The following is a 20,850-nucleotide window of genomic DNA, read 5'->3' on the forward strand; positions in this document are numbered from 1 at the left end:
GTTCACGCGCCTTCGGGCAGTTCGGTCACCGCCCCGTCCGGCTCGCGCCGGATCGGCACCCACCGCTTCTTGTCGAGGGAGTACCCGTACTGCGGCCGGCCCTCCTCGCCGCTGGTGCGGAACGGCTTCCCGGTGTCGTCGATGCGCACCGTGCCGTGCCGGTTGCCGCTGGACCAGTCCAACTCCAGGTACCAGCGCACGTGGTGGGCCTTGACGGTGGCGTTCACGTAGAACGTCTCGGCGTCGTCGGCGCGCACCGTGTAGGGGAAGTCGTCGTGCGCGCCCTCCTCGGGGGTCAGGCGGGGCACCGAGGAGTCGAGGTCCACGTCGAAGCTGTGCTTGGGCACGTTGCCGCCGCAGCCCACCCCGATGTACCCCATCGCGTAGTCGTTCCAGGCCAGCGGCGCGTCGGTGCCGGCGACGCGGACGTGCAGGGACTCCAGGACCACGGTGCCGCCGGCGACGCCCTGGACGGTCAGCCGCACGCTCTGCCGGCCCGCGGACACCGCGCCGTTGGCGGACACCCAGCCGGGGGCGTCCTGTTCGTTGGGCGGAGGCGCGATGCCGCCCGGCGGCCGGTCGATCAGGTAGGGATGGCCGCAGGGGCTGTCCCAGTACTGCGGCTGGGTGGACACCGTCAGCGGCGCGCCGGTGGCCGGCGCCCCGCCGTCCTGCCGCGCGCCGCCGGGGGACGGGGTGCCGTCGGCGTCCCCGGCCTCGCCGTCCGCGCCCTTGCCGGTGTCGGACCCGTCGGCCCCGCGCCCGGAGCCGGGCCCGGCCGTGCCGCCCGGGGACCGCTTCGGGACGCCGCCCGCACCCCCGGGCACCGACGGCCCGGCCCCGTCGGGCGACGCCTCCGCCACCGCCCCGGCCCGGTCGCCCTTCGGCGCGAGGAACCCGCCCGGCACGACGAGGGCGGTGGCCCCGAGCGCCAACGCGACACCGGCCCCCACCAGTGCGGCGATCCGCCGCACACGGGACGCGGGCCGGGCGGGCCCGGCCGGCGGCGCGGTTCCGCCCGGCGCGGTGGCCGCCGCACCCGTTCCCGCCTCCGCTTCCGCCGCCGGTTCCGGCACCGGCAGCGGCTCCGGGCGGGACTCCGCCTCCTGCTCCGGCCCGGCCGGAGGCACCCGCTCCGGCTCGGATACCGGCCCCTGCGGCCCCTTTTCCGCGCCGCGGCGCCCCCGTGCCGCGTCCGCCACGATCCACCGCCGGTGGACCTCCACCAACTCCTCCGGAGCCGCCCGACAGGCCCGGGCGAACCGCTCCACCGGCGCGAACTCCGTGGGCACCGCGGTCCCGTTCACGTACCGGTGCAGCGTCGACGTACTCATGTGCAGCCGCTTGGCGAGCGCCCCGTAGCTCAGCCCCGACCGCTCCTTCAACTCCCGCAGCAATGCGGCGAGATCCCCCGCCCCCACGTGCTCCTCCCTTCCCCCCGCCGTTCCCTGCCGCCGTTCCAGCCCGCCGTCCCGGGCAGTTCCCGTTCGCGCAGCTCAGCGCCGGTACGGGCGTTCCAGCGTCCCGGATTGCCGGGCGGCGCTGGCGACCGGGACGGAACGGACCGCACGCTGGGGCCATCCAAACACGCCGCCCCCCTCACACGGGGAGTGCGCCGCGCGTCTCCCGGACCACCCGGGCCACCCATGGTTCAGCCCCCGCCGCACAGATAGCGAGATCCAGCCATGCCCACCCCGCGCCTCCGCCGCCCCCGCACCCGGCTGTTCGCCGCGACCACGCTCGCGCTCGCCGCGTTCTCGCTCACAGCCTGCAACAGCGGCGCCTCGGGCGTGCGGGACGCGGGCGCCGCCCCCGCCCGCGACACCTCGTCCACCACGGAGGCGACCCCGCATCCGGCGGCCGGGCCCGACCGCGGCCCCACCGGCACGACGGGCCCCGCCGGCAAGGGCTCCGCGGCGACCGCCCCCGAGAAGCACGGCACGACCGCCGCCCCCGACGCCCCGGACCGCCGCGTGCCCTGCACCGCCGCCAACACCCGCGTCACCGCCGCCCCCGTACAGCGCCCCCTCAACCACATGCTCCTCACGGTCACCAACACCGGCTCCACCCTGTGCGACCTGCCGGCCTACCCGATCGCCCGGTTCGAGAACGCCCAGTCCGTACCGCCGGTCATCGAGAACACCAAGCCCCAGGCCGTCGTCTCGCTCCGGCCCGGCGCGAAGGGCTACGCGGGCGTCGTCCTCTCCGCCGGCGACGGCAGCGGCGGCGCGGGCTACTCGGCGCGGAGCCTGCAGATCGGCTTCCCCGGCACCGACGCGATGGTCGACGCCGCGCTCCAGACCAACAAGGTGCACATCGACGACGCGCTGCGCGTCACGTACTGGCAGTCCGACCCGGCCAACGCGCTCCAGTGACGACCCACCCGCACCGACGACCCCACATCCACGCCGCGGCACCGCCCGCGGCCCATCGAGGAAGGCAGAACCACCCCATGCACCACCCCATGCAGATCCGTCCCCGCCACGGCGCCCCCCGCCTCCGAGCCGCCGCCGCGGCCCTGACCGCCACCCTCGCCCTCACCGCGCTCGGCGCCGTCCCGGCGGCCGCCGCCGGCACCTCGACCGCGAAGCCCGTCACCTGCACCGCCGCCACCACCAAGGTGACCGTCCAGAAGGTGCAGCGCCCGCTCAACCACCTGCTCCTGACCGCCACCAACACGGGCAGCAAGCCCTGTTACGCCTACAACGCCCCCTACCTCCGCTTCGACGACGCCCAGGCGGCCACCGCCGTGCTCCGCGACAGCGTGCCGCAGGCCGTCGTCACCCTGGAGCCGGGCGAGAGCGCGTACGCCGCCATCGGCACGGAGTCCCCGGAGGGCACCCACGGGTACCGGGCCCACCGGCTCGGCGTCCTGTTCTCCAACCGCGCGATGGACGGCAGCGTGGGCGGCTGGGCCCGTCCGAAGCTGCCGACGGGCGGGGTGTACGTGGACAGTTCGGCGTTCGTCACCTACTGGCAGCCGAACCCGGCCGACGCCCTGATGTGGTGACCCGCCGCCCACCGGGCCCGCCGCCGACCGAGGAGCACGCATGACGAGGCCCCGGACACCGCGATCCGCTCGCGGTGCCCGGGGCCCTCGCTCCGTGGGCGACTAGCCCAGCTTCCGCGCGACCTCGGTCGCCCAGTAGGTGAGGATCATGTTGGCGCCGGCCCGCTTGATCCCGGTGAGGGTCTCCAGGATCGCCTTGTCCCGGTCGATCCAGCCCTTCTCGGCGGCCGCCTCCACCATCGCGTACTCGCCGGAGATCTGGTACGCCGCGACCGGCACGTCGACCTCGTCCGCGATCTTCGCCAGGACGTCCAGGTAGGGCAACGCCGGCTTGACCATCACCATGTCGGCGCCCTCCGCCAGGTCGAGCGCCAACTCGCGCAGCGACTCGCGGAGGTTGGCCGGGTCCTGCTGGTAGGTCTTGCGGTCGCCCTGCAACGACGAGCCCACCGCCTCGCGGAACGGCCCGTAGAACGCCGACGAGTACTTCGCCGTGTAGGCCAGGATCGAGACGTCCTCGTGGCCCGTCTGGTCCAGCGCGTCCCGGACCACCCCGACCTGACCGTCCATCATGCCGCTGGGCCCCACCACGTGGACGCCCGCGTCGGCCTGCACCTGCGCCATCTCGGCGTACCGGTCCAGCGTCGCGTCGTTGTCGACCCGCCCGTCGGCGTCCAGCACCCCGCAGTGGCCGTGGTCGGTGTACTCGTCCAGACACAGGTCCGACATGATCACCAGGTCGTCGCCGACCTCGGCCTTCACGTCCCGGATGGCGAGCTGCAAGATGCCGTCCGGGTCCGTGCCCGCCGTGCCGACCGCGTCCTTGTTAGCGTCCTCCGGCACGCCGAACAGCATGATGCCGCCGACCCCGGCCTCGACCGCCTCGACGGCGGCCTTGCGCAGCGTGTCGCGGGTGTGCTGGACGACGCCCGGCATCGCGGAGATCGGCACCGGCGCGGCGACGCCCTCGCGCACGAACGCCGGGAGGATGAGTTCGGCCGGATGCAGGCGGTACTCCGCGACCATCCGCCGCATGGCGGGGGTGGTGCGCAGCCGCCGCGGCCGCACCCCCGGGAAGCTTCCGTACTTCGTCATGCCCTCCACGCTACGCCCGCCCCGCACCCGCCTTTGCCGACGCAACGTCGGACGGACGGGCCGCGACCGGGACCGCCGACGACGGCGGACGAGCAGAAGGGCGCCCCCGAAACGGGGACGCCCTTCCACCACGGTGCCTACCGACGCTCAGCTACGGGCCCGTCGGCGCGAGCCCGGCCGGCGCTCGCTGGGACGGGTCACCGGGTCACCGGCCTCCAGCGCCGCGTCGCGCCGCGCCGCCCCGAACTCCGCGAGCGCCTCGGCCAGCTTGTGCACCGACGGCTCGGGCGACATCACGTCCACCCGCAGCCCGTGCTCCTCGGCCGTCTTGGCGGTGGCCGGACCGATGCAGGCGATCACGGTGACGTTGTGCGGCTTGCCGGCGATGCCGACGAGGTTGCGCACGGTCGAGGACGAGGTGAACAGCACGGCGTCGAAGCCGCCGCCCTTGATCGCCTCGCGGGTCTCGGCCGGCGGCGGCGAGGCGCGCACGGTCCGGTAGGCGGTGACGTCGTCGACCTCCCACCCCAGCTCGATCAGCCCGGCCACCAGCGTCTCGGTGGCGATGTCGGCGCGCGGCAGGAAGACGCGGTCGATCGGGTCGAAGACCGGGTCGTAGGGCGGCCAGTCCTCCAGCAGCCCGGCCGCGGACTGCTCGCCGCTGGGCACCAGGTCCGGCTTCACACCGAAGGCGACCAGCGCCCTGGCGGTCTGCTCGCCGACCGCCGCGACCTTGATCCCGGCGAACGCCCGCGCGTCCAGCCCGTACTCCTCGAACTTCTCCCGGACCGCCTTGACGGCGTTGACCGAGGTGAAGGCGATCCACTCGTAGCGGCCGGTGACCAGGCCCTTGACCGCGCGCTCCATCTGCTGCGGGGTGCGCGGCGGCTCCACGGCGATGGTCGGGACCTCGTGCGGCACCGCGCCGTACGAGACGAGCTGGTCGGAGAGCGACGCGGCCTGCTCCTTGGTCCGCGGGACCAGCACCCGCCAGCCGAACAGCGGCTTGTTCTCGAACCACGAGAGCTGGTCGCGCTGGGCTGCGGCACTGCGCTCGCCGACCACGGCTATGACCGGCTGCCCGCCGTCCGGCGACGGCAGCACCTTGGCGGCCTTGAGCACCTGGGCGACGCTCCCGAGGGTGGCGGTCCAGGTGCGCTGCCGGGTGGTGGTGCCGGCGACCGTGACGGTCATCGGGGTGTCCGGCTTGCGGCCCCCGGCCACCAGTTCCCCGGCGGCCGCGGCCACCGAGTCCAAGGTGGTGGAGACCACCGCGGTGGCGTCGCTGGCACCCAGCTCGGTCCAGCAGCGGTCGTCGGCGCTGCGGGCGTCGACGAAGCGGACGTCGGTGCCCTGGGCGTCGCGCAGCGGCACGCCGGCGTACGCGGGCACGCCGACCGCGGCGGCGATGCCGGGGACGACCTCGAAGACGATGCCCTCGGCGGCGCACGCCAGCATCTCCTCGGCGACGTAGCCGTCGAGGCCGGGGTCTCCGGTCACCGCACGGACGACCCGCTTGCCGGCGCGCGCGGCCGCCATGACAAGATTGGCGGTGTCCCGAAGGGCGGAAACGCCCGGGGGACTGCCGGGGATTGACGCCGCGTCAGCTGACGCCTGCAACGGAATGTCCACCTGTGCGCGTGCGTGCACACGCACGACGTCCAGGACCTGCGGGTCGGCGACGAGGACGTCCGCGGAGGCCAGCGCCTCAACGGCACGCAACGTCAGCAGACCCGGGTCTCCCGGCCCGGCACCCAGGAAGGTGACCTGACCGGAGGCGGAGTGGTTTGGGGCGGTGGGGTTCAAAGTGCTCGCTCCCCCATAAGACCGGCCGCACCCTTTGCGAGCATCTCGACGGCGAGTTCCCGGCCCATGCGAAGCGGGACCGACTCGTCGTCAAGAGAGGCAGGTACGTGCCCGGTGGTGGACAGCTGCACCAACGTGCTGCCGTCGAGCGTGCCGACGACTCCGCGCAGGTGCATTTCGGTGACAGCCTGCTCGTCGGCCTTGGGGCCTCCCCTGCTCGAACGAGGTCGAGAGCTTGGGGAAAGGTCGGCGAGTGCCCCCACAGGGGCAGAACAGCCGGCCTCCAGGGCGGCGAGCAGGGAGCGCTCGGCGGTCACGGCGGCCCGGGTGACCGGGTCGTCGAGCTCGGCGAGCGCGGCGACGAGGTGCGCGTTGGCCGCGACACACTCGATCGCCAGTGCCCCCTGGCCGGGGGCGGGCAAAACCACGTCGGGCGACAGCAACTGCGTCGCCTCGTCGATCCGGCCGATCCGGGTGAGGCCGGCGGCGGCCAGCACCACCGCGTCCAACTCGCCCTTCTCGACGAAGCCGATCCGGGTGTCGACGTTCCCGCGGACCGGGACGGTCTCGATGCGCTTGCCCAGCGTCGTGGCCCACGCGTTGAGCTGCGCCATCCGCCGGGGCGAGCCGGTGCCCACGCGGGCGCCGTCGGGAAGTTCCTCGAAGGTGAGCCCGTCCCGCGCGATCAGCGCGTCCTGGGGGTCCACCCGCACGGGTATGGCCGCCAGGGCCAGCTCCGCGGGCTGCGCGGTCGGCAGGTCCTTCAGCGAGTGGACGGCGAAGTCGATCTCGCCGGCCAGCAGCGCGTCGCGCAGCGCCGAGACGAAGACTCCGGTGCCGCCGATCTGTGCCAGATGTGCCCGGGAGGTGTCGCCGTAGGTGGTGATCTCCACCAGGTCGACGGGGCGGCCGGTCAGGTCGCGCACCGCCTCGGCCACCTGCCCGGACTGGGCCATGGCGAGCTTGCTGCGCCGGGTACCCAGGCGCAGGGGGCTCATCGTGCTGTCAGTCATGCCCGCTCCCGTGCGGCGTCGTGCTGGTCTGCTCGGGTGTCGGCCCTGCTGACGGCCGCGACCGTCTGGGGGTCGAGGTCGAAGAGCTCCCGCAGGGCGTCCGCGTACCCGGCACCGCCGGGCTCGCTGGCGAGCTGTTTGACCCGCACGGTGGGCGCGTGCAGGAGCTTGTCGACGACCCGGCGGACGGTCTGGGTGATCTCGGCCCGCTGCTTGTCGTCGAGGTCGGGGAGGCGGCCGTCGAGTCGCGCGATCTCGCTGCTGACGACGTCCGCGGCCATGGTGCGCAGGGCGACCACGGTGGGGGTGATGTGCGCGGCCCGCTGGGCGGCACCGAAGGCGGCGACCTCGTCGGCGACGAGGGCACGGACCTTGTCCACGTCGGCGGCCATCGGCGCGTCCGCGGACGCCTCGGCCAGCGACTCGATGTCGACCAGGCGGGCCCCGTCGATCCGGTGCGCCGCGGCGTCGACGTCGCGCGGCATGGCCAGGTCGAGCAGCCACATCCGGCCGTCGCGGCCGGCCAGCGCGGCGGCGATCTGCTCACCGGTCAGCACCAGCCCGGACGCCCCGGTGCAGGAGATGACGATCTCGGCGCGGACCAGCTCCGCCTCGACGGCGTCCATGGCGAGGGCGCGGGCGGTCAGCCCGGTCGCGGCGCCCGGCCCGCCCGGCTCGGTCAGGATCTGCACCAGGCGCTGGGCGCGCGCCACCGTCCGGTTGGCGACGACGAGCTCGCCGACGCCGCTGCGGACGAGGGTGGTGGCGGCCAGCGAGGACATCGAGCCGGCGCCGATCACCAGCGCCCGCTTGCCGCGCGCCCAGCCGGCGACGTCCGCACCGCCGGCCAACTGCTCCAGGCCGAAGGTGACCAGCGACTGGCCGGCCTTGTCGATGCCGGTCTCGCTGTGCGCCCGCTTGCCGACCCGCAGGGCCTGCTGGAAGAGGTCGTTGAGCAGCCGCCCGGCGGTGTGCTGCTCCTGGGCGACGGCCAGCGCGTCCTTGATCTGCCCGAGGATCTGGCCCTCGCCGACCACCATGGAGTCCAGACCGCAGGCCACCGAGAACAGGTGGTGGACGGCACGGTCCTCGTAGTGGACGTAGAGGTAGGGGGTCAGCTCCTCCAGGCCGACGCCGCAGTGGCGGGCCAGGAGGGTGGACAGCTCGGCGACACCGGCGTGGAACTTGTCCACGTCGGCGTAGAGCTCGATGCGGTTGCAGGTGGAGAGCACCGCGGACTCGGTGGCCGGCTCCGCCGACACCACGTCCTGGAGCAGCTTGCCGCGGTTCCCGGGGGCCAGCGCGGCCCGCTCCAGCACGCTCACCGGCGCACTGCGGTGGCTCAGCCCGACGACGAGGAGACTCATGCCGGCATCACGGCGGGGACGTCCCCGTCAGGTCCCTTGCGGTCGGTCGCGGCGGCCGCGGCACGGGCCGGCGACGCCGGGGTGCCCTCCAGGCCCTCCGCCGCCTCCGAACCGCCCTGGCCGGTCTCCTCGCCCGCCTTGCGCTGCTCGTGGAAGGCGAGGATCTGCAGCTCTATGGAGAGGTCGACCTTGCGGACGTCGACCCCGTCGGGGACGGTCAGCACGGTCGGCGCGAAGTTCAGGATCGAGGTGACGCCGGCGGCGACCAGGCGGTCGCAGACCTGCTGGGCGGCGCCGGCCGGCGTGGCGATCACGCCGATCGAGACGCCGTTGTCCTGGATGATCTGCTCCAGCTCGTCGGTGTGCTGGACAGCGATGCCCGCGACCGGCTTGCCGGCCATGGCCGGATCCGCGTCGATCAGCGCGGCGACCCGGAAGCCGCGGGAGGCGAAGCCGCCGTAGTTGGCGAGCGCGGCGCCGAGGTTACCGATACCGACGATGACCACGGGCCAGTCCTGGGTGAGGCCGAGCTCCCGCGAGATCTGGTAGACGAGGTACTCCACGTCGTAGCCGACGCCCCGGGTCCCGTAGGAGCCGAGGTAGGAGAAGTCCTTGCGCAGTTTCGCGGAGTTGACTCCCGCAGCGGCCGCGAGCTCCTCGGAGGACACCGTGGGGACCGAACGCTCGGAGAGCGCGGTCAGTGCACGCAGATACAGCGGTAGCCGGGCGACGGTGGCCTCGGGGATGCCTCGGCTTCGGGTCGCCGGTCGGTGAGTTCGGCCAGTTGCCACGGTGCTCCTGCGGGTAGAGCGGGGCTGCGGACGACCGTCGGAAACCCGACCGCCCTGTCTCTTGCAGGCTATGTCTTTGTGAACGCGTGCACAAAGATGGTGTCCGCTTTGTCCGGCCAAAGTGATGGGGCTCACGCAGCTTTTACGGGTGTCCGCGGAACCAACTCCCGCACCACGCCGTTCACGCGCGCCACCGGCGATTCGCGGCAGCACCGACGGGAGCACGCGCCCTCACTCCTCACCGCCATACCCCCGGAAACCAATAAATCGCCCATTGATGGTAAGCGAAACCATCCGCGGGGAGCGCCGCCCCGAACCGGCACAATGACCCCATGGCCCCCTTGTTCAGCCGCACCCCCCGCAAGAGCCCCGCCGACCGGATGGTCACCCTGATCGGGAAGCCGGGCTGCCACCTGTGCGACGACGCGCAGGCGGTGATCGAGGAGGTGTGCGCCGAGACCGGAGCGTCCTGGGAGAAGAAGGACATCACCGAGGACGCCGAGCTGCACCGCAAGTACTGGGAACAGATTCCGGTCGTCCTCGTGGACGGCGCCCAGCACGACTTCTGGCGCGTCGACCCCCGACGCCTGCGCACCGCACTGGGCGCCTGAGCGCCCCCGCACCCCGGGCGGCGCCCGCTCCGGGCGGCCCGTCGGATGGCCTTAACGCAACCGTCGGCGGCCCCGCTGCTTCCAGACACGCGCCCGTAACCGGAAGCACCGAACAAACTGGCTACGCTAGCCGCATGGCCCGCCCGTCGCCCGCTCACCGTCCCGACCGGAGCCCCGCCGGGGCGCTCTTCCCCACGGGGTGGTTCACCCGCCGCCGACGCCCCGCCACGGCACGCAGCGTGCTCGCCGGCGAGGCCGCGGCCGAGGCCGCCCGGAAGTCGTCCCAGGAGGCGCCACCCGCCGAGGCCCCGGCCGAACCGGAATTCCCGGTCGCCGGGGACACCAGCGCGGCCGCCTTCTTCGACCTCGACAACACCGTCATGCAGGGCGCCGCCCTCTTCCACTTCGGCCGCGGCCTGTACAAACGCCGCTTCTTCCACAAGCGCGACCTGGCCCGCTTCGCCTGGCAGCAGGTCTACTTCCGTCTCGCCGGCTCGGAGAACCCCGAGCACATGGCGGACGTCCGCAACAGCGCGCTCTCCATCGTCCAGGGCCACCGCGTCGCCGAGCTCATGACGATCGGCGAGGAGATCTACGACGAGTACATGGCCGAGCGCGTCTGGCCCGGCACCCGCGCCCTGGCCCAGGCCCACCTCGACGCCGGCCAGAAGGTTTGGCTGGTGACCGCCGCACCCGTCGAGACCGCCACGATCATCGCCCGCCGCCTGGGCCTGACCGGCGCCCTCGGCACGGTCGCCGAGTCCGTCGGCGGCGTCTACACCGGCAAGTTGGTCGGCGAACCGCTGCACGGCCCGGCGAAGGCCGAGGCGGTGCGCGCCCTGGCCGGCGCCGAGGGCCTGGATCTCTCGCACTGCGCCGCCTACAGCGACTCGGCCAACGACATCCCGATGCTCTCGCTCGTCGGCCACCCCTACGCGATCAACCCCGACACCCGGCTGCACAAGCACGCCAGGGAGCAAGGCTGGCGGGTGCGCGACTACCGCACCGGGCGCAAGGCGGTCCGGATCGGCATCCCGGCGGCCGCCGGGGTGGGCGCGCTCGCGGGCGGCGCTGCGGCCGCCGCGGCCCTCCAGCGCCGCCGTCGCTGACCGTCCTTGATCGCCGGCCCCGGCGGCGGACCATCCGCACTCCCTACCCCCGCCGTGGCCCCGTCAGTCCCTTTCCTGGCGGTTAGCCACAACACGCCCTCCAACCAGGCAGATTGCGCTCCCTTCCGATCAATAGTTGCTCAATATTCGATACTTGATCCGCCACCAACCGAACACGGAACGTAAGTAATCGATGATTTGAGCAACTGGGTGTAGCGCTGCCTGTACGAAGCGTTATTCTCCTCAGACGCATTCCGGAACCCACACGTCCCTACGACGAGTGAACGGTCCCGCACTGCACGTGATGGAAGCTCTGCCTCTGGGAGTCCCGTGTACCCACACGTCGGGGTTGACGCCTCGGGCCTGGCTACGCTGCGTACGACACTCGTCGACCACCTGCGCAGTTTTGTCCCCACCGCGTACGCCGTCCCCGCATTCGCCACAGCCGTCCCCACCGGCCCCTGCTACGCGCTGGCTGACGGGAGCGCTGCGGTCGGCAAGGCCGCCACCGCCGGGAGAACCCGCCGCGCCAGCACCGGCACCACCACCGCACGGCGCCCCGCGGACAGCGACAGCCGCCGCATGATGGACCTCGTCGAACGCGCCCAAGCCGGCGAGGCAGACGCCTTCGGCCGGCTCTACGACCAGTACGCCGACACCGTCTACCGCTACATCTACTACCGCGTGGGCGGCCGCGCCACGGCCGAGGACCTCACCAGTGAGACCTTCCTCCGCGCCCTGCGCCGCATCGGCACGTTCACCTGGCAGGGGCGGGACTTCGGCGCCTGGCTGGTGACGATCGCCCGCAACCTCGTCGCCGACCACTTCAAGTCCTCCCGCTTCCGCCTGGAAGTCACCACCGGAGAGATGCTCGACGCCAACGAGGTCGAGCGCAGCCCCGAGGACTCGGTCCTCGAATCCCTCTCCAACGCCGCCCTGTTGGAGGCGGTACGCAAGCTCAACCCCCAACAGCAGGAATGCGTCACCCTTCGCTTCCTCCAGGGCCTCTCGGTCGCCGAGACCGCCCGCGTCATGGGCAAGAACGAGGGCGCCATCAAGACCCTCCAGTACCGGGCCGTCCGCACCCTGGCGCGGCTCCTCCCCGACGACGCCCGCTGACGCCCGACCCCTCCGCCACCCCCAACACCCCGCCCGCCGCTCACCGTTGGTGACCAGGCATGCCCTGTCGGTCAGATCATCGTGAGTGCGTAACCCGAGTGCCGCGCCGCTCGTTGTGCGGGATGCAGGCTCCACGCGGTCACGCCATGCCCGCTGCCTCTCACTCGTTCGAGTGGCCGCGGACAACGGCGTGCAACCATCCGGCCCGTCTGGATAGTCAATGCCAGTCCGGGGAGTCGAGCGGGATGACGAGAGGAGGTGCCGCCCGTGATCACGAATGTCTCGGTGCACCGGCGGGCCAACGCCTTCGCCCAAGCCCTGGAGGAGCAGGAGCTCAAGGGCGCGGCGACCGAGGACCAGGTCGACAGTCCGGCACAGACGCCGGCAGACGCAGGGCTATTGGCGGTCGCTGACGGCCTCGGGGAACTCCCGAAGCCGGAGATGGCCGCCGAGGTCAAGACAGTCCAGCGCGCCCAGCTCATCGCCGCGATGGAGGCCGCCTTCGCCGAAGGCGCCCCGTCCGGCGACGCCCGGGTGCCCGAGCAACGCGAAGCAGGAGGCGCGCACCGCGCCACGAAATCACTCGGCCGGCTGCGCCCGCGCTCCCGGCTCTCCAAGGGCCTGGCAGCCGGCGGTCTGACGGTCGGCGTCGCCGCCGGCGCGTTCAGCGGCGTCGCCATGGCCAGCACCGACGCCCTCCCCGGCGACTCCCTCTACGGCCTCAAGCGGGGCATGGAGGACCTCCAGCTCACGATGGCGGGCGACGACTCCGACCGCGGCCGGCTCTACCTCGACCAGGCGTCCACCCGGATGCTGGAGGCCCGCCGCCTGATGGAGCGTGGTCGAGCCGCCCAGCTCGACCACGAGCAGCTCGCCGAGGTCCGCCGGGCCCTGGCCGGCGTCCGCCACGACGCGGGCGAGGGGCACCGCCTGCTGCACGCGGCCTATGAACGCGACGGTTCGCTCGGCCCCATCCAGACGCTGAACTCCTTCACCAAGTCGCACCGCAACACCTGGACGCAGCTGCGCGACCGACTCCCGGTGCAGCTCACCGACGTGCGCGACGAGGTGAGTTCGGTCTTCGACGCCATAGACGATGAGGTCGGCCCGCTCCGCTCGCTGCTCCCGCCGGGCCCTGAGTCCCACAACCGCCACCGCGACACGCCGGCCGACGGGGGCGGCACCGACCGCGGCCGCCGCCCGTCCCCGGCCGGCAGCGGGTCCGCGTCCGGCTCCCACGGCACCGCCGAGCAGGCCCCGCGCCCCTCGGCCTCGCCGTCCCCGGAGCAGGACGGCCTGCTGGGCGGCAATACGGGCGGCCTGCTCGGCCCGCCCGGCAAGGGCAGCGCCTCGCCGCACGACGGCAGCCACGGCAAGGAGGGCGCCGGCCAGCCCGATGTCACACTGCCACCGCTGCTGCCCGGGCTCCTGCCCGACCTGGGCATCGACGGCGACAGCCTGCCCAAGTAGCGCGGCCCGCCGCCGGGCGCCGTCCCGCGGTGGACGGCGCAGCGGTTCAGCGGCGCTCGGTGTTCTTCCGGTCCTCCCTCAGAAGAACACCGAGCGCCGCTGCACGAGCAGCGTGTAGAGGGTGTGCTGGATGGTCTCCCGCACCTGGTCGGTCAGATTGAACATCAGCATCGGGTCGTCCGCCGCCTCGGCCGGATAGCCGTCGGTCGCGATGGGCTCGCCGAACTGGATCGTCCACTTCGTCGGCAGCGGCACCGCGCCGAGCGGCCCCAGCCACGGGAAGGTCGGCGTGATCGGGAAGTACGGCAGCCCCAGCACCCGCGCCAGGGTCTTGGCGTTCCCGATCATCGGGTAGATCTCCTCGGCGCCCACGATCGAGCACGGCACGATCGGCACCCCGGCCCTCAGCGCCGTGGAGACGAATCCGCCCCGCCCGAAGCGCTGGAGCTTGTAGCGGTCCGCGAACGGCTTCCCGATGCCCTTGAAGCCCTCCGGCATCACCCCGACGATCTCCCCGCGCTCCAGCAGCCGCTGGGCGTCCTCCGCACAGGCCAGGGTGTGCCCGGCCTTGCGGGCCAACTCGTTCATCACCGGCAGCACGAACACCAAGTCGGCCGCCAGCAGCCGCAGGTGGCGCTGCGCCGGGTGGTTGTCGTGCACCGCGACCTGGAGCATCAGACCGTCCAGCGGCAGCGTCCCGGAGTGGTTGGCGACGATCAGCGCACCGCCCTCGGCGGGGATGTTCTCCATCCCCTTCACCTCGACCCGGAAGTACCTGTCGTACAGCGGCCGCAGCAGCGACATCAGGACCTGGTCGGTCAGCTCCTCGTCGTAGCCGAAGTCGTCGACCTCGTAGTCGCCGGTGATCCGGCGGCGCAGGAAGGCCAGCCCGCCCGCGATCCGCTCGTCCAGGGTCCGGCCGCCGGTCGGGCGCGGGGCCGGCGGCGGCTCCGGGTCGGTGCGGGCCTCCGGCACGGGCGCCAGCGCCGTGCCCCGCCCGCCGTGCCCGGCCCGCCGGGCCTTGCGGCGCGCCCGGGGCTCCTCGCCGAACGGGATGACCTTGGCGTCCGCCATGGTGGCTGAACTCCTCACTGGCTCGCGCCGCGACGTGCGGACAGCACGCCGGCGAGCCGGTCGACGGTGCGGGCGAGGGACGCGGGCGGCAGGAGCCCGGGTCCGCGGCTGCGGGCGAATTCCTCGAAGGTCTCCGCCGTCGTGTAGCGGGGGTGGAATCCCAGTGTCTCGCGCATCTGCGTGGTCTCCACGACCCGGCCGTGGGTCAGCATCCGGATCTGCTCCGGGGAGAAGTCGGTGATGCCGAGGGACCGCACGGCGGTGCCGGCCCACGTCACGGTGGGCAGGAAGAGCGGGAGGGTGGGTCGCCCCAGGCGCCGGGAGACCTGCGAGAGCAGCAGGACCCCGTCCCCCGCGATGTTGAACGTGCCGCTGTTGAGGGTGCCGCGGCGGGGCGCGGCGGCGGCGATCCGCAGTACGTCGATGGCGTCGTCCTCGTGGACGAACTGCAGCCGCGGGTCGTAGCCGAGGACGGTGGGCAGGACGGGCAGCGAGAAGTACTCGGCGAGCGGGGAGTCCGCGCACGGTCCGAGGATGTTGGCGAACCGCAGCACGCAGACCGCCACGTCGGGCCGGCGCCGGGCGAAGCCGCGGACGTACCCCTCGACCTCGACGGTGTCCTTGGCGAAGCCACCGCTGGGCAGCGACTTGGGCGGGGTGTTCTCGGTGAAGACGGCCGGATCCCGGGGCGCGGAGCCGTACACGCTGGTGCTGGACTTGATCACCACGCGCTGGACGTGCGGCGCTTTCTGGCAGGCGCCGAGCAACTGCATGGTGCCGATGACGTTGGTCTCCTTGACGGAGGCCCGGCCACCGCGGCTGCCCAGGGGCGTGCCGTTGATGTCCATGTGGACGACGGTGTCCACGCCCGTCTCGGCCAGGACCCGGGCGATCGCCGGATGCCGGATGTCGGCCTTGAGGAATTCGGCCCCGCCGAGGTGGTGCTCCGGCGCCACGGCATCGACCCCGATCACCCGGTCGACGTCGGGATCGCGCTGGATCCGGCGGACGAACCGGCCCCCCAGCTGCCGTGCGGCGCCCGTGACGAGCACGACGTTGCCCAAGATCAGCCCTCCTTACCGGCCGCGGCTTCCGCCTGCGACGAGCTGTGCCGCTCACGCTATCGGGTCGGTGTTGCACGGTGATGACCGCGCAGTGCCCGTAGCGACATTTGCGTACCACCTCCGTCCATACGGCCCACAAAAACGCCGCACGAAAGCACCGCGGCCCCTCACCGCCCGAGGGCGATGAGGGGCCGCGAAATCGCGATCAGCGTCGCTTACTTCTTGTTGCGACGCTGGACGCGGGTGCGCTTGAGCAGCTTGCGGTGCTTCTTCTTCGCCATCCGCTTGCGCCGCTTCTTGATAACAGAGCCCACGACTACCCTCGCTCACTTCGAATCACTCGGTGCGGGGCGTCCGAGCCCACACTACCTACATCGGGCCAGGGTACCCGGCGCCGGCCGTACCGCGTAATCCGAGGGTCGTCGAACGAGCGGTCAGGCCGACTCCACCCCCACATACGATTCCCGGAGGTAGTCGTGGACGGCCTGCTCCGGCACCCGGAAGGACCGCCCCACGCGGATCGCGGGCAGATGACCGCTGTGCACCAGGCGGTACACGGTCATCTTCGACACTCGCATCACCGTGGCGACCTCCGCCACTGTCAGGAACACAACCTCGTTCAACGGCCTCTGGTCCGCAGCCATCACACACCTGCACCTTCCGCATAAGACGGGCACCGGCTTCCCCTCCGGTGACTCTTCGTCGCCATGCGTTCACTCCCCAGATTAGGGGCGGGTGATGCGAGTGGGGAAGAGGAGCAGCGAACGGCCGCCTATCAGGACAGACTTGCTCTATTGAGGACATAGCGCGTCAGTGGTCGATAGTCCACGGACCGGACGGCATCGTCGAGCGGCACCACCACGGACAGCCGCCCCTCCGCCTCTCCGACGAACGGCGCGGGGTCGTCGGCGTCCGCCAGTCCAATCGCCTCGATGCCCAGCTGACCTGCTCCGCAGACCCAACCGTGGTCCCCGATGACCAACCCCGGAAGCGACCCCCCGGAGGTCGCCGCGGCCTCCAGTGCGGTCCGCACCGGGAGCGGCGAGTGGGTGTGCACGCCCCCCTCGGCAGGTGCGCCCCGCACGCCGGGTTCGCGCATCAGCGCGACTCCCCGTACGTAATCGAGGACCCGGGTACGTACCCCGAACCGGGTCGCTATGTCGACACGATGGCCATGCGCGGGGGTGAGGACGGGGCAGCCCACCGACGAGAGGGCGTCTGCGAGGACGGCGTAGAACTCCCACAGCCGGTGCGGATGGCCGGTGCCGAGCAGCACCGGGAGCCGCCGACCGGCCGCCGCGGCGACCCGGTCGGCGAACGCGTCCAAAGCGCCGATCGTCCGCTCCGGGTCGATCACATCCAGACCGGAAGTGTGCGCCGGATCGGCCGAAACACCGCACTTCCGCCCCATCAGCCGCAGGACGTCGCCGTAGGACCAGTCCCCTTCGGGATCCAGCCCCAGCAGCGCCCGCGGGTCACGGGCCGCGAAGAGCCGGTACCGCCGCAGACTCTGCTCCCGCGTGGTCGCGATCGTCCCCGCGAGCCCCGCCTCGATCAGGTGCGCCCGCAGCGCCCCGGTGCCCAACACGGCCCCCATGCTGACCGGTTGACCGCAGGGCGGATGCCCTAACCGACGGGTAGTCACACATCTGGGGGCAGCAACCGCCCGGGAAGCCCCCAGCCGAGGCGACGCCCCCGCCTCAACCGAGGCCCCGCCGCACCCCAGTTACCGCCGCGCCCCAGGCCCGCCGAACCCCAGGCCCCGGGGCGCCCCCGCACTCGGGACGCCCCCACACCCGGGGCAACTGTCCGCTTCACGACTCCTGCGGCTGGGGACGGAATACCCGCCCGCCCCCGCCACGTTGTGGCGCCGCAGGGGGCGCTCAGAACCCCTACGGGATCCGTTCCCCCACCCCCTAGGGCCGCCCCGCCTCACCTCACGGCAGCAGACCGTGGGACGGGAACACCGCCCGCCGCGTGGCCAGCACCGCCTGGTCGAGCCGGTCCGCCGGGTCGTAACCGCCGTCGGCGAAGTCCCGCCAGTGCGGCGTCCGGCCGTCCGTCATCCGCAGCGGCGCCAACTGCCGTGTCCTGCGGAACACTTCGTGCCGCCACGCCTCCGGCACCGACGACGTCGGGTCGATCGGCCGGTGCCCGGCGATCGCCGCCAGGTGCGTCCAACTGCGCGGCACCACGTCCACCACCGCGTAGCCACCGCCCCCGAGCGCGATCCAGCGGTCCTCGGCGTGCTCGTGGGCCAGCGCATGACAGGACTCGGCCGCCGCCCGCTGCGCGTCCAGGCTCACCGCGAGGTGCGCGAGCGGGTCCTCGAAGTGGGTGTCGGCTCCGTGCTGGGTGACCAGGACCTGCGGCCGGAACGCGGCCAGCAGCTCCGGCACCACCGCGTGGAAGGCCCGCAGCCAGCCCGCGTCCCCCGTGCCGGCCGGCAGCGCCACGTTCACCGCGCTGCCCTCCGCGCCCTCACCGCCGGTCTCCTCCGGCCAGCCGGTCTGCGGGAACAGCGTCCGCGGATGCTCGTGCAGAGAGATCGTCAGCACCCGCGGGTCCTCCCAGAACGCCGCCTGGACGCCGTCGCCGTGGTGCACGTCCACGTCCACGTACGCCACCCGTTCGGCCCCCAGTTCCAGGAGCCTGGCGATGGCCAGCGCCGCGTCGTTGTAGATGCAGAACCCCGAGGCGCCGCCGGGCATCGCGTGGTGCAGGCCGCCCGCGAAGTTCACCGCGTGCTGCGCCTCACCGCGCCAGACGGCCTCCGCCGCGCCCACCGACTGCCCGGCGATCAGCGCCGACGCCTCATGCATCCCCGCGAACGCCGGGTCGTCCTCGGTCCCCAGCCCGTAGGCGACGTCCGCGGAGGCCGGATCGGCGGAGGCCCGGCGGACCGCCGCGACGTAGTCCTCCCGGTGCACCAGCCGCAGCGTCGAGTCACCCGCCGGCTTGGCCGCCACCACCTCCAGCGGCCCCCGGTGGAGCTCGTACGCCTCCACCAGCCGCATCGTCAGGGCGAGCCGGACGGGGTCCATCGGATGCCCCGGCCCGAAGTCATAGCCCGTTACTGCCTCGTCCCACATCAACTGTGCGCGGCCGCTCATGGTCGTCACCGTATCTGGCCGGAGACGACCCGAACGAGCGGGCGTACACCAAAGTCACCAGCACCAGGGCCATCGGCACGAGCATGGCACCGCGGTAGCTCCAGGCGTCCCCGAGCGCCCCCACCAGCGGAGAACCGATCAGGAAACCGACGTAATTGAAGATGTTCAGGCGCGCGATGGTCGGGTCCGAAGCCTCCGGACCGTGCCGCTCGACCGCGTACCGCCCGGCCGCCGCGAAGGTCTGCGGCACGATGACGCACAACCCGAGGCCCAGCAGCGTGAACCCGACCATCCCGACCCAGGCGTCCGGCGCCACCGCCACGACCGCGAAGCCGACCGCCGCCACCACGGTTCCGGTCCGCACCACCAGGGCCGGACCAAAACGCCGCACCCCCAGGTCACCTACCGTCCGCCCGAGCAGCGTCATCACCATGTAGACGTTGTACGGAACGGTCGCCAGCTGCTCCGAGCTGCCCAGGACGTCCTGGAGGTACTTGGCGCTCCAGTTGGAGACCGTCGAGTCCCCGATGTACGCGAACGCCATCACCAGGCACAGCGGCAACAGCAGCCGCATGGCGACCGGCGACCCGGCCCCCGTCGCGGGCCGCCCCTTCCCTTCGCCCCCACCCTCCTCGTCGCCCCTGCCCACCAGCCACCGGCCGCTCAGCAGCACCAGCGGCACCGACACCGCCACCACCGGCCCGTAGAGCGACCACAGCGGCAGCTGCCCGTGCGCCCCCACCCACGCCAGCGAGGCCCCGACGATCCCGCCCAGGCTGTACGCCGCGTGGAAGCCGAGCATGATGCTGCGTCCGTAGGCCCGCTGGAGGCTCACCCCGAGCATGTTCATCGACGCGTCCAGGGCCCCCACCGTCAGCCCGAACACGGCCAGCGCCACTGCCACTTGCGCCAACGAACCGACCGCGCCGACGGCCAGCAGCGCCAGGCAGACGACCGGCTGCACGCAGCGCAGCACCGTCTTGGGCGAGACCCGCTTCACCAGGTGCTCGGTGCCGACGCTGCCGGCGCCGGCGAGCACCGGAACGGCCGCCAGGAAGGCCGGCAGCAGACCGTCCGAGATGCCGTAGCGCACCTGGATGGCCGGTATCCGGGTCACGAGCAGGGCGAAGACCGCCCCCTGGACGAAGAAGCTGAGGGCGAGCGCGACCCGGCCGTGCCGCAGCCGTGCACCCGGTACCTGAGGGGGCGTCATGGCCGGTCAGCCTAGAACTCCCGGCTACCGCTGGGTAGATGGATCACCGACCCAATTCCCACTGGCGTACGAGGAGTCAGGCCCTCCGCACGCCATCACCGGCCGACGCACCCCGCCCCGCCTCTCGCTACTGCAACGCCTGCGGCAGTTCCGCCATGTCGCTGAACAGCGCGGTCGCGCCGGCGTCCGCCAGCTTCGCGGCCGGCGTCATCGCCGTGAACCCGTACACGTCCATCCCGGCGGCCACCGCCGCCCGCACGCCCAGCGGGCTGTCCTCGATAACCGCGCACCGCCCGGGCTCGACACCCATCTCCTTCGCGGCGTGCAGGAACAGGTCGGGCGCCGGCTTGCCGCGTCCCACGTCCTGCGACGAGAAGATCCGCTCCGCCCCGAACAGCCCGAACAGCCCGGTCTTCGTCAGCGCCACCCGGATCCGCTCATGGCTCCCTGACGACCCGACGCAGTAGGGCACGCCGTCCGCGGCCAGCTTCTCCAGCACCGTCCGCACGCCGGGCACCGGTTCCAGCCGTCGGCGGAACTCGTCAAAGACCAGCGTGTGGAAGCCGGCCTCGAAGTCTCCCGGGAGCGCTCGACCGGATCTCTCCTGCACGAGGTCCCGGATGCGCTGCACCGAACCGCCCATGTAGTCACGCAGCGATTCCTCGTACGTGGTCGGGTGCCCCAGTTCGGTGAGATAGCCGGCGAGGATTTCGTTGGAGATCGGCTCGCTGTCCACGAGCACACCGTCATTGTCGAAAATGATCAGGTCATAACGCATTTCTCGACCCTACCTACGCCCCTCCGGAGCACAAACGCAAAAAAGCCTCGTTCCCCGAGTCGAAACTCGGGGAACGAGGCTTTATCAAAATTAGTTCGGCGGCGTCCTACTCTCCCACAGGGTCCCCCCTGCAGTACCATCGGCGCTGAAAGGCTTAGCTTCCGGGTTCGAAATGTAACCGGGCGTTTCCCTAACGCTATAACCACCGAAACACTAT

Annotated in this window: 20 protein-coding genes and 1 rRNA gene; 6 read left to right on the plus strand and 15 right to left on the minus strand. The window is 72.4% G+C overall.

Annotated features, from left to right (window positions below; translation table 11 throughout):
* Positions 1-2: 2 nt before the first annotated feature.
* The gene (locus ACLJT4_RS34585) at positions 3-1,421 is read right to left on the minus strand and encodes a helix-turn-helix domain-containing protein (RefSeq protein ID WP_411128518.1); all 1,419 of its coding nucleotides are present in this window, start codon (positions 1,419-1,421) and stop codon (positions 3-5) included.
* A gap of 264 nt (positions 1,422-1,685) precedes the next feature.
* Between ACLJT4_RS34585 and ACLJT4_RS34590 the strand changes: the two genes are divergently transcribed.
* Together ACLJT4_RS34590 and ACLJT4_RS34595 are read left to right on the plus strand one after the other, a co-directional pair.
* On the plus strand, positions 1,686-2,375 hold the full coding sequence (locus ACLJT4_RS34590; protein ID WP_411128520.1) for a DUF4232 domain-containing protein: 690 nt from the start codon (positions 1,686-1,688) through the stop codon (positions 2,373-2,375).
* 89 nt (positions 2,376-2,464) lie between these two features.
* Positions 2,465-3,010, plus strand: a complete 546-nt coding sequence (locus ACLJT4_RS34595) for a DUF4232 domain-containing protein (RefSeq protein WP_411128522.1) — start codon at positions 2,465-2,467, stop codon at positions 3,008-3,010.
* Positions 3,011-3,112: 102 nt separating this feature from the next.
* On the opposite strand, the gene hemB is transcribed toward ACLJT4_RS34595, so the two are convergent.
* The 5 genes from hemB to ACLJT4_RS34620 form a co-directional block, all read right to left on the minus strand.
* Positions 3,113-4,105, minus strand: a complete 993-nt coding sequence (hemB, locus tag ACLJT4_RS34600; RefSeq protein ID WP_411128524.1) for a porphobilinogen synthase — start codon at positions 4,103-4,105, stop codon at positions 3,113-3,115.
* A gap of 147 nt (positions 4,106-4,252) precedes the next feature.
* Complete coding sequence (locus ACLJT4_RS34605; protein ID WP_411128526.1) at positions 4,253-5,911, minus strand: uroporphyrinogen-III synthase; 1,659 nt, start codon at positions 5,909-5,911, stop codon at positions 4,253-4,255.
* Positions 5,908-6,924: a hydroxymethylbilane synthase gene (hemC, locus tag ACLJT4_RS34610; RefSeq protein WP_411128528.1), complete on the minus strand. Its 1,017-nt coding sequence runs from the start codon at positions 6,922-6,924 to the stop codon at positions 5,908-5,910. Before hemC ends, ACLJT4_RS34605 begins: the two co-directional genes overlap by 4 nt.
* The gene (locus ACLJT4_RS34615) at positions 6,921-8,291 is read right to left on the minus strand and encodes a glutamyl-tRNA reductase (protein ID WP_411128530.1); all 1,371 of its coding nucleotides are present in this window, start codon (positions 8,289-8,291) and stop codon (positions 6,921-6,923) included. Before ACLJT4_RS34615 ends, hemC begins: the two co-directional genes overlap by 4 nt.
* On the minus strand, positions 8,288-9,082 hold the full coding sequence (locus tag ACLJT4_RS34620; protein WP_411128532.1) for a redox-sensing transcriptional repressor Rex: 795 nt from the start codon (positions 9,080-9,082) through the stop codon (positions 8,288-8,290). Before ACLJT4_RS34620 ends, ACLJT4_RS34615 begins: the two co-directional genes overlap by 4 nt.
* A 332-nt stretch (positions 9,083-9,414) precedes the next feature.
* Between ACLJT4_RS34620 and ACLJT4_RS34625 the strand changes: the two genes are divergently transcribed.
* The 4 genes from ACLJT4_RS34625 to ACLJT4_RS34640 all read left to right on the plus strand — a co-directional run bounded on the left by ACLJT4_RS34625 (position 9,415) and on the right by ACLJT4_RS34640 (position 13,391).
* On the plus strand, positions 9,415-9,693 hold the full coding sequence (locus ACLJT4_RS34625; protein WP_016571303.1) for a glutaredoxin family protein: 279 nt from the start codon (positions 9,415-9,417) through the stop codon (positions 9,691-9,693).
* A 239-nt stretch (positions 9,694-9,932) separates the two neighbouring features.
* Positions 9,933-10,802, plus strand: coding sequence for an HAD family hydrolase (locus tag ACLJT4_RS34630; RefSeq protein WP_411128557.1), 870 nt, complete (start codon positions 9,933-9,935; stop codon positions 10,800-10,802).
* A 330-nt stretch (positions 10,803-11,132) separates the two neighbouring features.
* The gene (locus ACLJT4_RS34635) at positions 11,133-11,921 is read left to right on the plus strand and encodes an ECF subfamily RNA polymerase sigma factor, BldN family (RefSeq protein WP_411128535.1); all 789 of its coding nucleotides are present in this window, start codon (positions 11,133-11,135) and stop codon (positions 11,919-11,921) included.
* 267 nt (positions 11,922-12,188) lie between these two features.
* Positions 12,189-13,391 (plus strand): DUF5667 domain-containing protein, encoded by a 1,203-nt coding sequence (locus tag ACLJT4_RS34640; RefSeq protein ID WP_411128537.1) that lies wholly within the window; start codon positions 12,189-12,191, stop codon positions 13,389-13,391.
* A 78-nt stretch (positions 13,392-13,469) separates the two neighbouring features.
* Here the strand turns inward: ACLJT4_RS34640 and ACLJT4_RS34645 are convergent, their stop codons facing one another.
* The 9 genes from ACLJT4_RS34645 to rrf all read right to left on the minus strand — a co-directional run bounded on the left by ACLJT4_RS34645 (position 13,470) and on the right by rrf (position 20,843).
* Positions 13,470-14,465 (minus strand): lysophospholipid acyltransferase family protein, encoded by a 996-nt coding sequence (locus ACLJT4_RS34645; protein WP_411128539.1) that lies wholly within the window; start codon positions 14,463-14,465, stop codon positions 13,470-13,472.
* Positions 14,466-14,479: 14 nt separating this feature from the next.
* A complete protein-coding gene (locus ACLJT4_RS34650; protein ID WP_411128541.1) occupies positions 14,480-15,529 on the minus strand; it encodes an NAD-dependent epimerase/dehydratase family protein in 1,050 nt (349 codons plus the stop codon).
* A gap of 215 nt (positions 15,530-15,744) precedes the next feature.
* Positions 15,745-15,843 carry a 30S ribosomal protein bS22 gene (locus ACLJT4_RS34655; protein ID WP_003948845.1) on the minus strand — a complete coding sequence of 33 codons (99 nt, stop codon included), beginning with the start codon at positions 15,841-15,843 and terminating at the stop codon, positions 15,745-15,747.
* A 120-nt stretch (positions 15,844-15,963) separates the two neighbouring features.
* Positions 15,964-16,173, minus strand: coding sequence for a helix-turn-helix domain-containing protein (locus ACLJT4_RS34660; RefSeq protein ID WP_014144137.1), 210 nt, complete (start codon positions 16,171-16,173; stop codon positions 15,964-15,966).
* Between the two features lie 131 nt (positions 16,174-16,304).
* Positions 16,305-17,117: a phosphatase gene (locus ACLJT4_RS34665; RefSeq protein WP_411128543.1), complete on the minus strand. Its 813-nt coding sequence runs from the start codon at positions 17,115-17,117 to the stop codon at positions 16,305-16,307.
* A gap of 349 nt (positions 17,118-17,466) precedes the next feature.
* Positions 17,467-18,642 (minus strand): acetoin utilization protein AcuC, encoded by a 1,176-nt coding sequence (locus ACLJT4_RS34670; RefSeq protein WP_411128545.1) that lies wholly within the window; start codon positions 18,640-18,642, stop codon positions 17,467-17,469.
* A complete protein-coding gene (locus ACLJT4_RS34675) occupies positions 18,593-19,855 on the minus strand; it encodes an MFS transporter (protein ID WP_411128547.1) in 1,263 nt (420 codons plus the stop codon). Before ACLJT4_RS34675 ends, ACLJT4_RS34670 begins: the two co-directional genes overlap by 50 nt.
* Positions 19,856-19,982: 127 nt before the next feature.
* Positions 19,983-20,633 carry an HAD family hydrolase gene (locus ACLJT4_RS34680; protein WP_411128549.1) on the minus strand — a complete coding sequence of 217 codons (651 nt, stop codon included), beginning with the start codon at positions 20,631-20,633 and terminating at the stop codon, positions 19,983-19,985.
* A 93-nt stretch (positions 20,634-20,726) separates the two neighbouring features.
* Positions 20,727-20,843: ribosomal RNA gene (rrf, locus tag ACLJT4_RS34685) — 5S ribosomal RNA — on the minus strand.
* Positions 20,844-20,850: the final 7 nt, after the last annotated feature.

The organism is Streptomyces sp. x-19, from assembly GCF_046549115.1.
Lineage (GTDB): Bacteria > Actinomycetota > Actinomycetes > Streptomycetales > Streptomycetaceae > Streptomyces > Streptomyces albulus_C.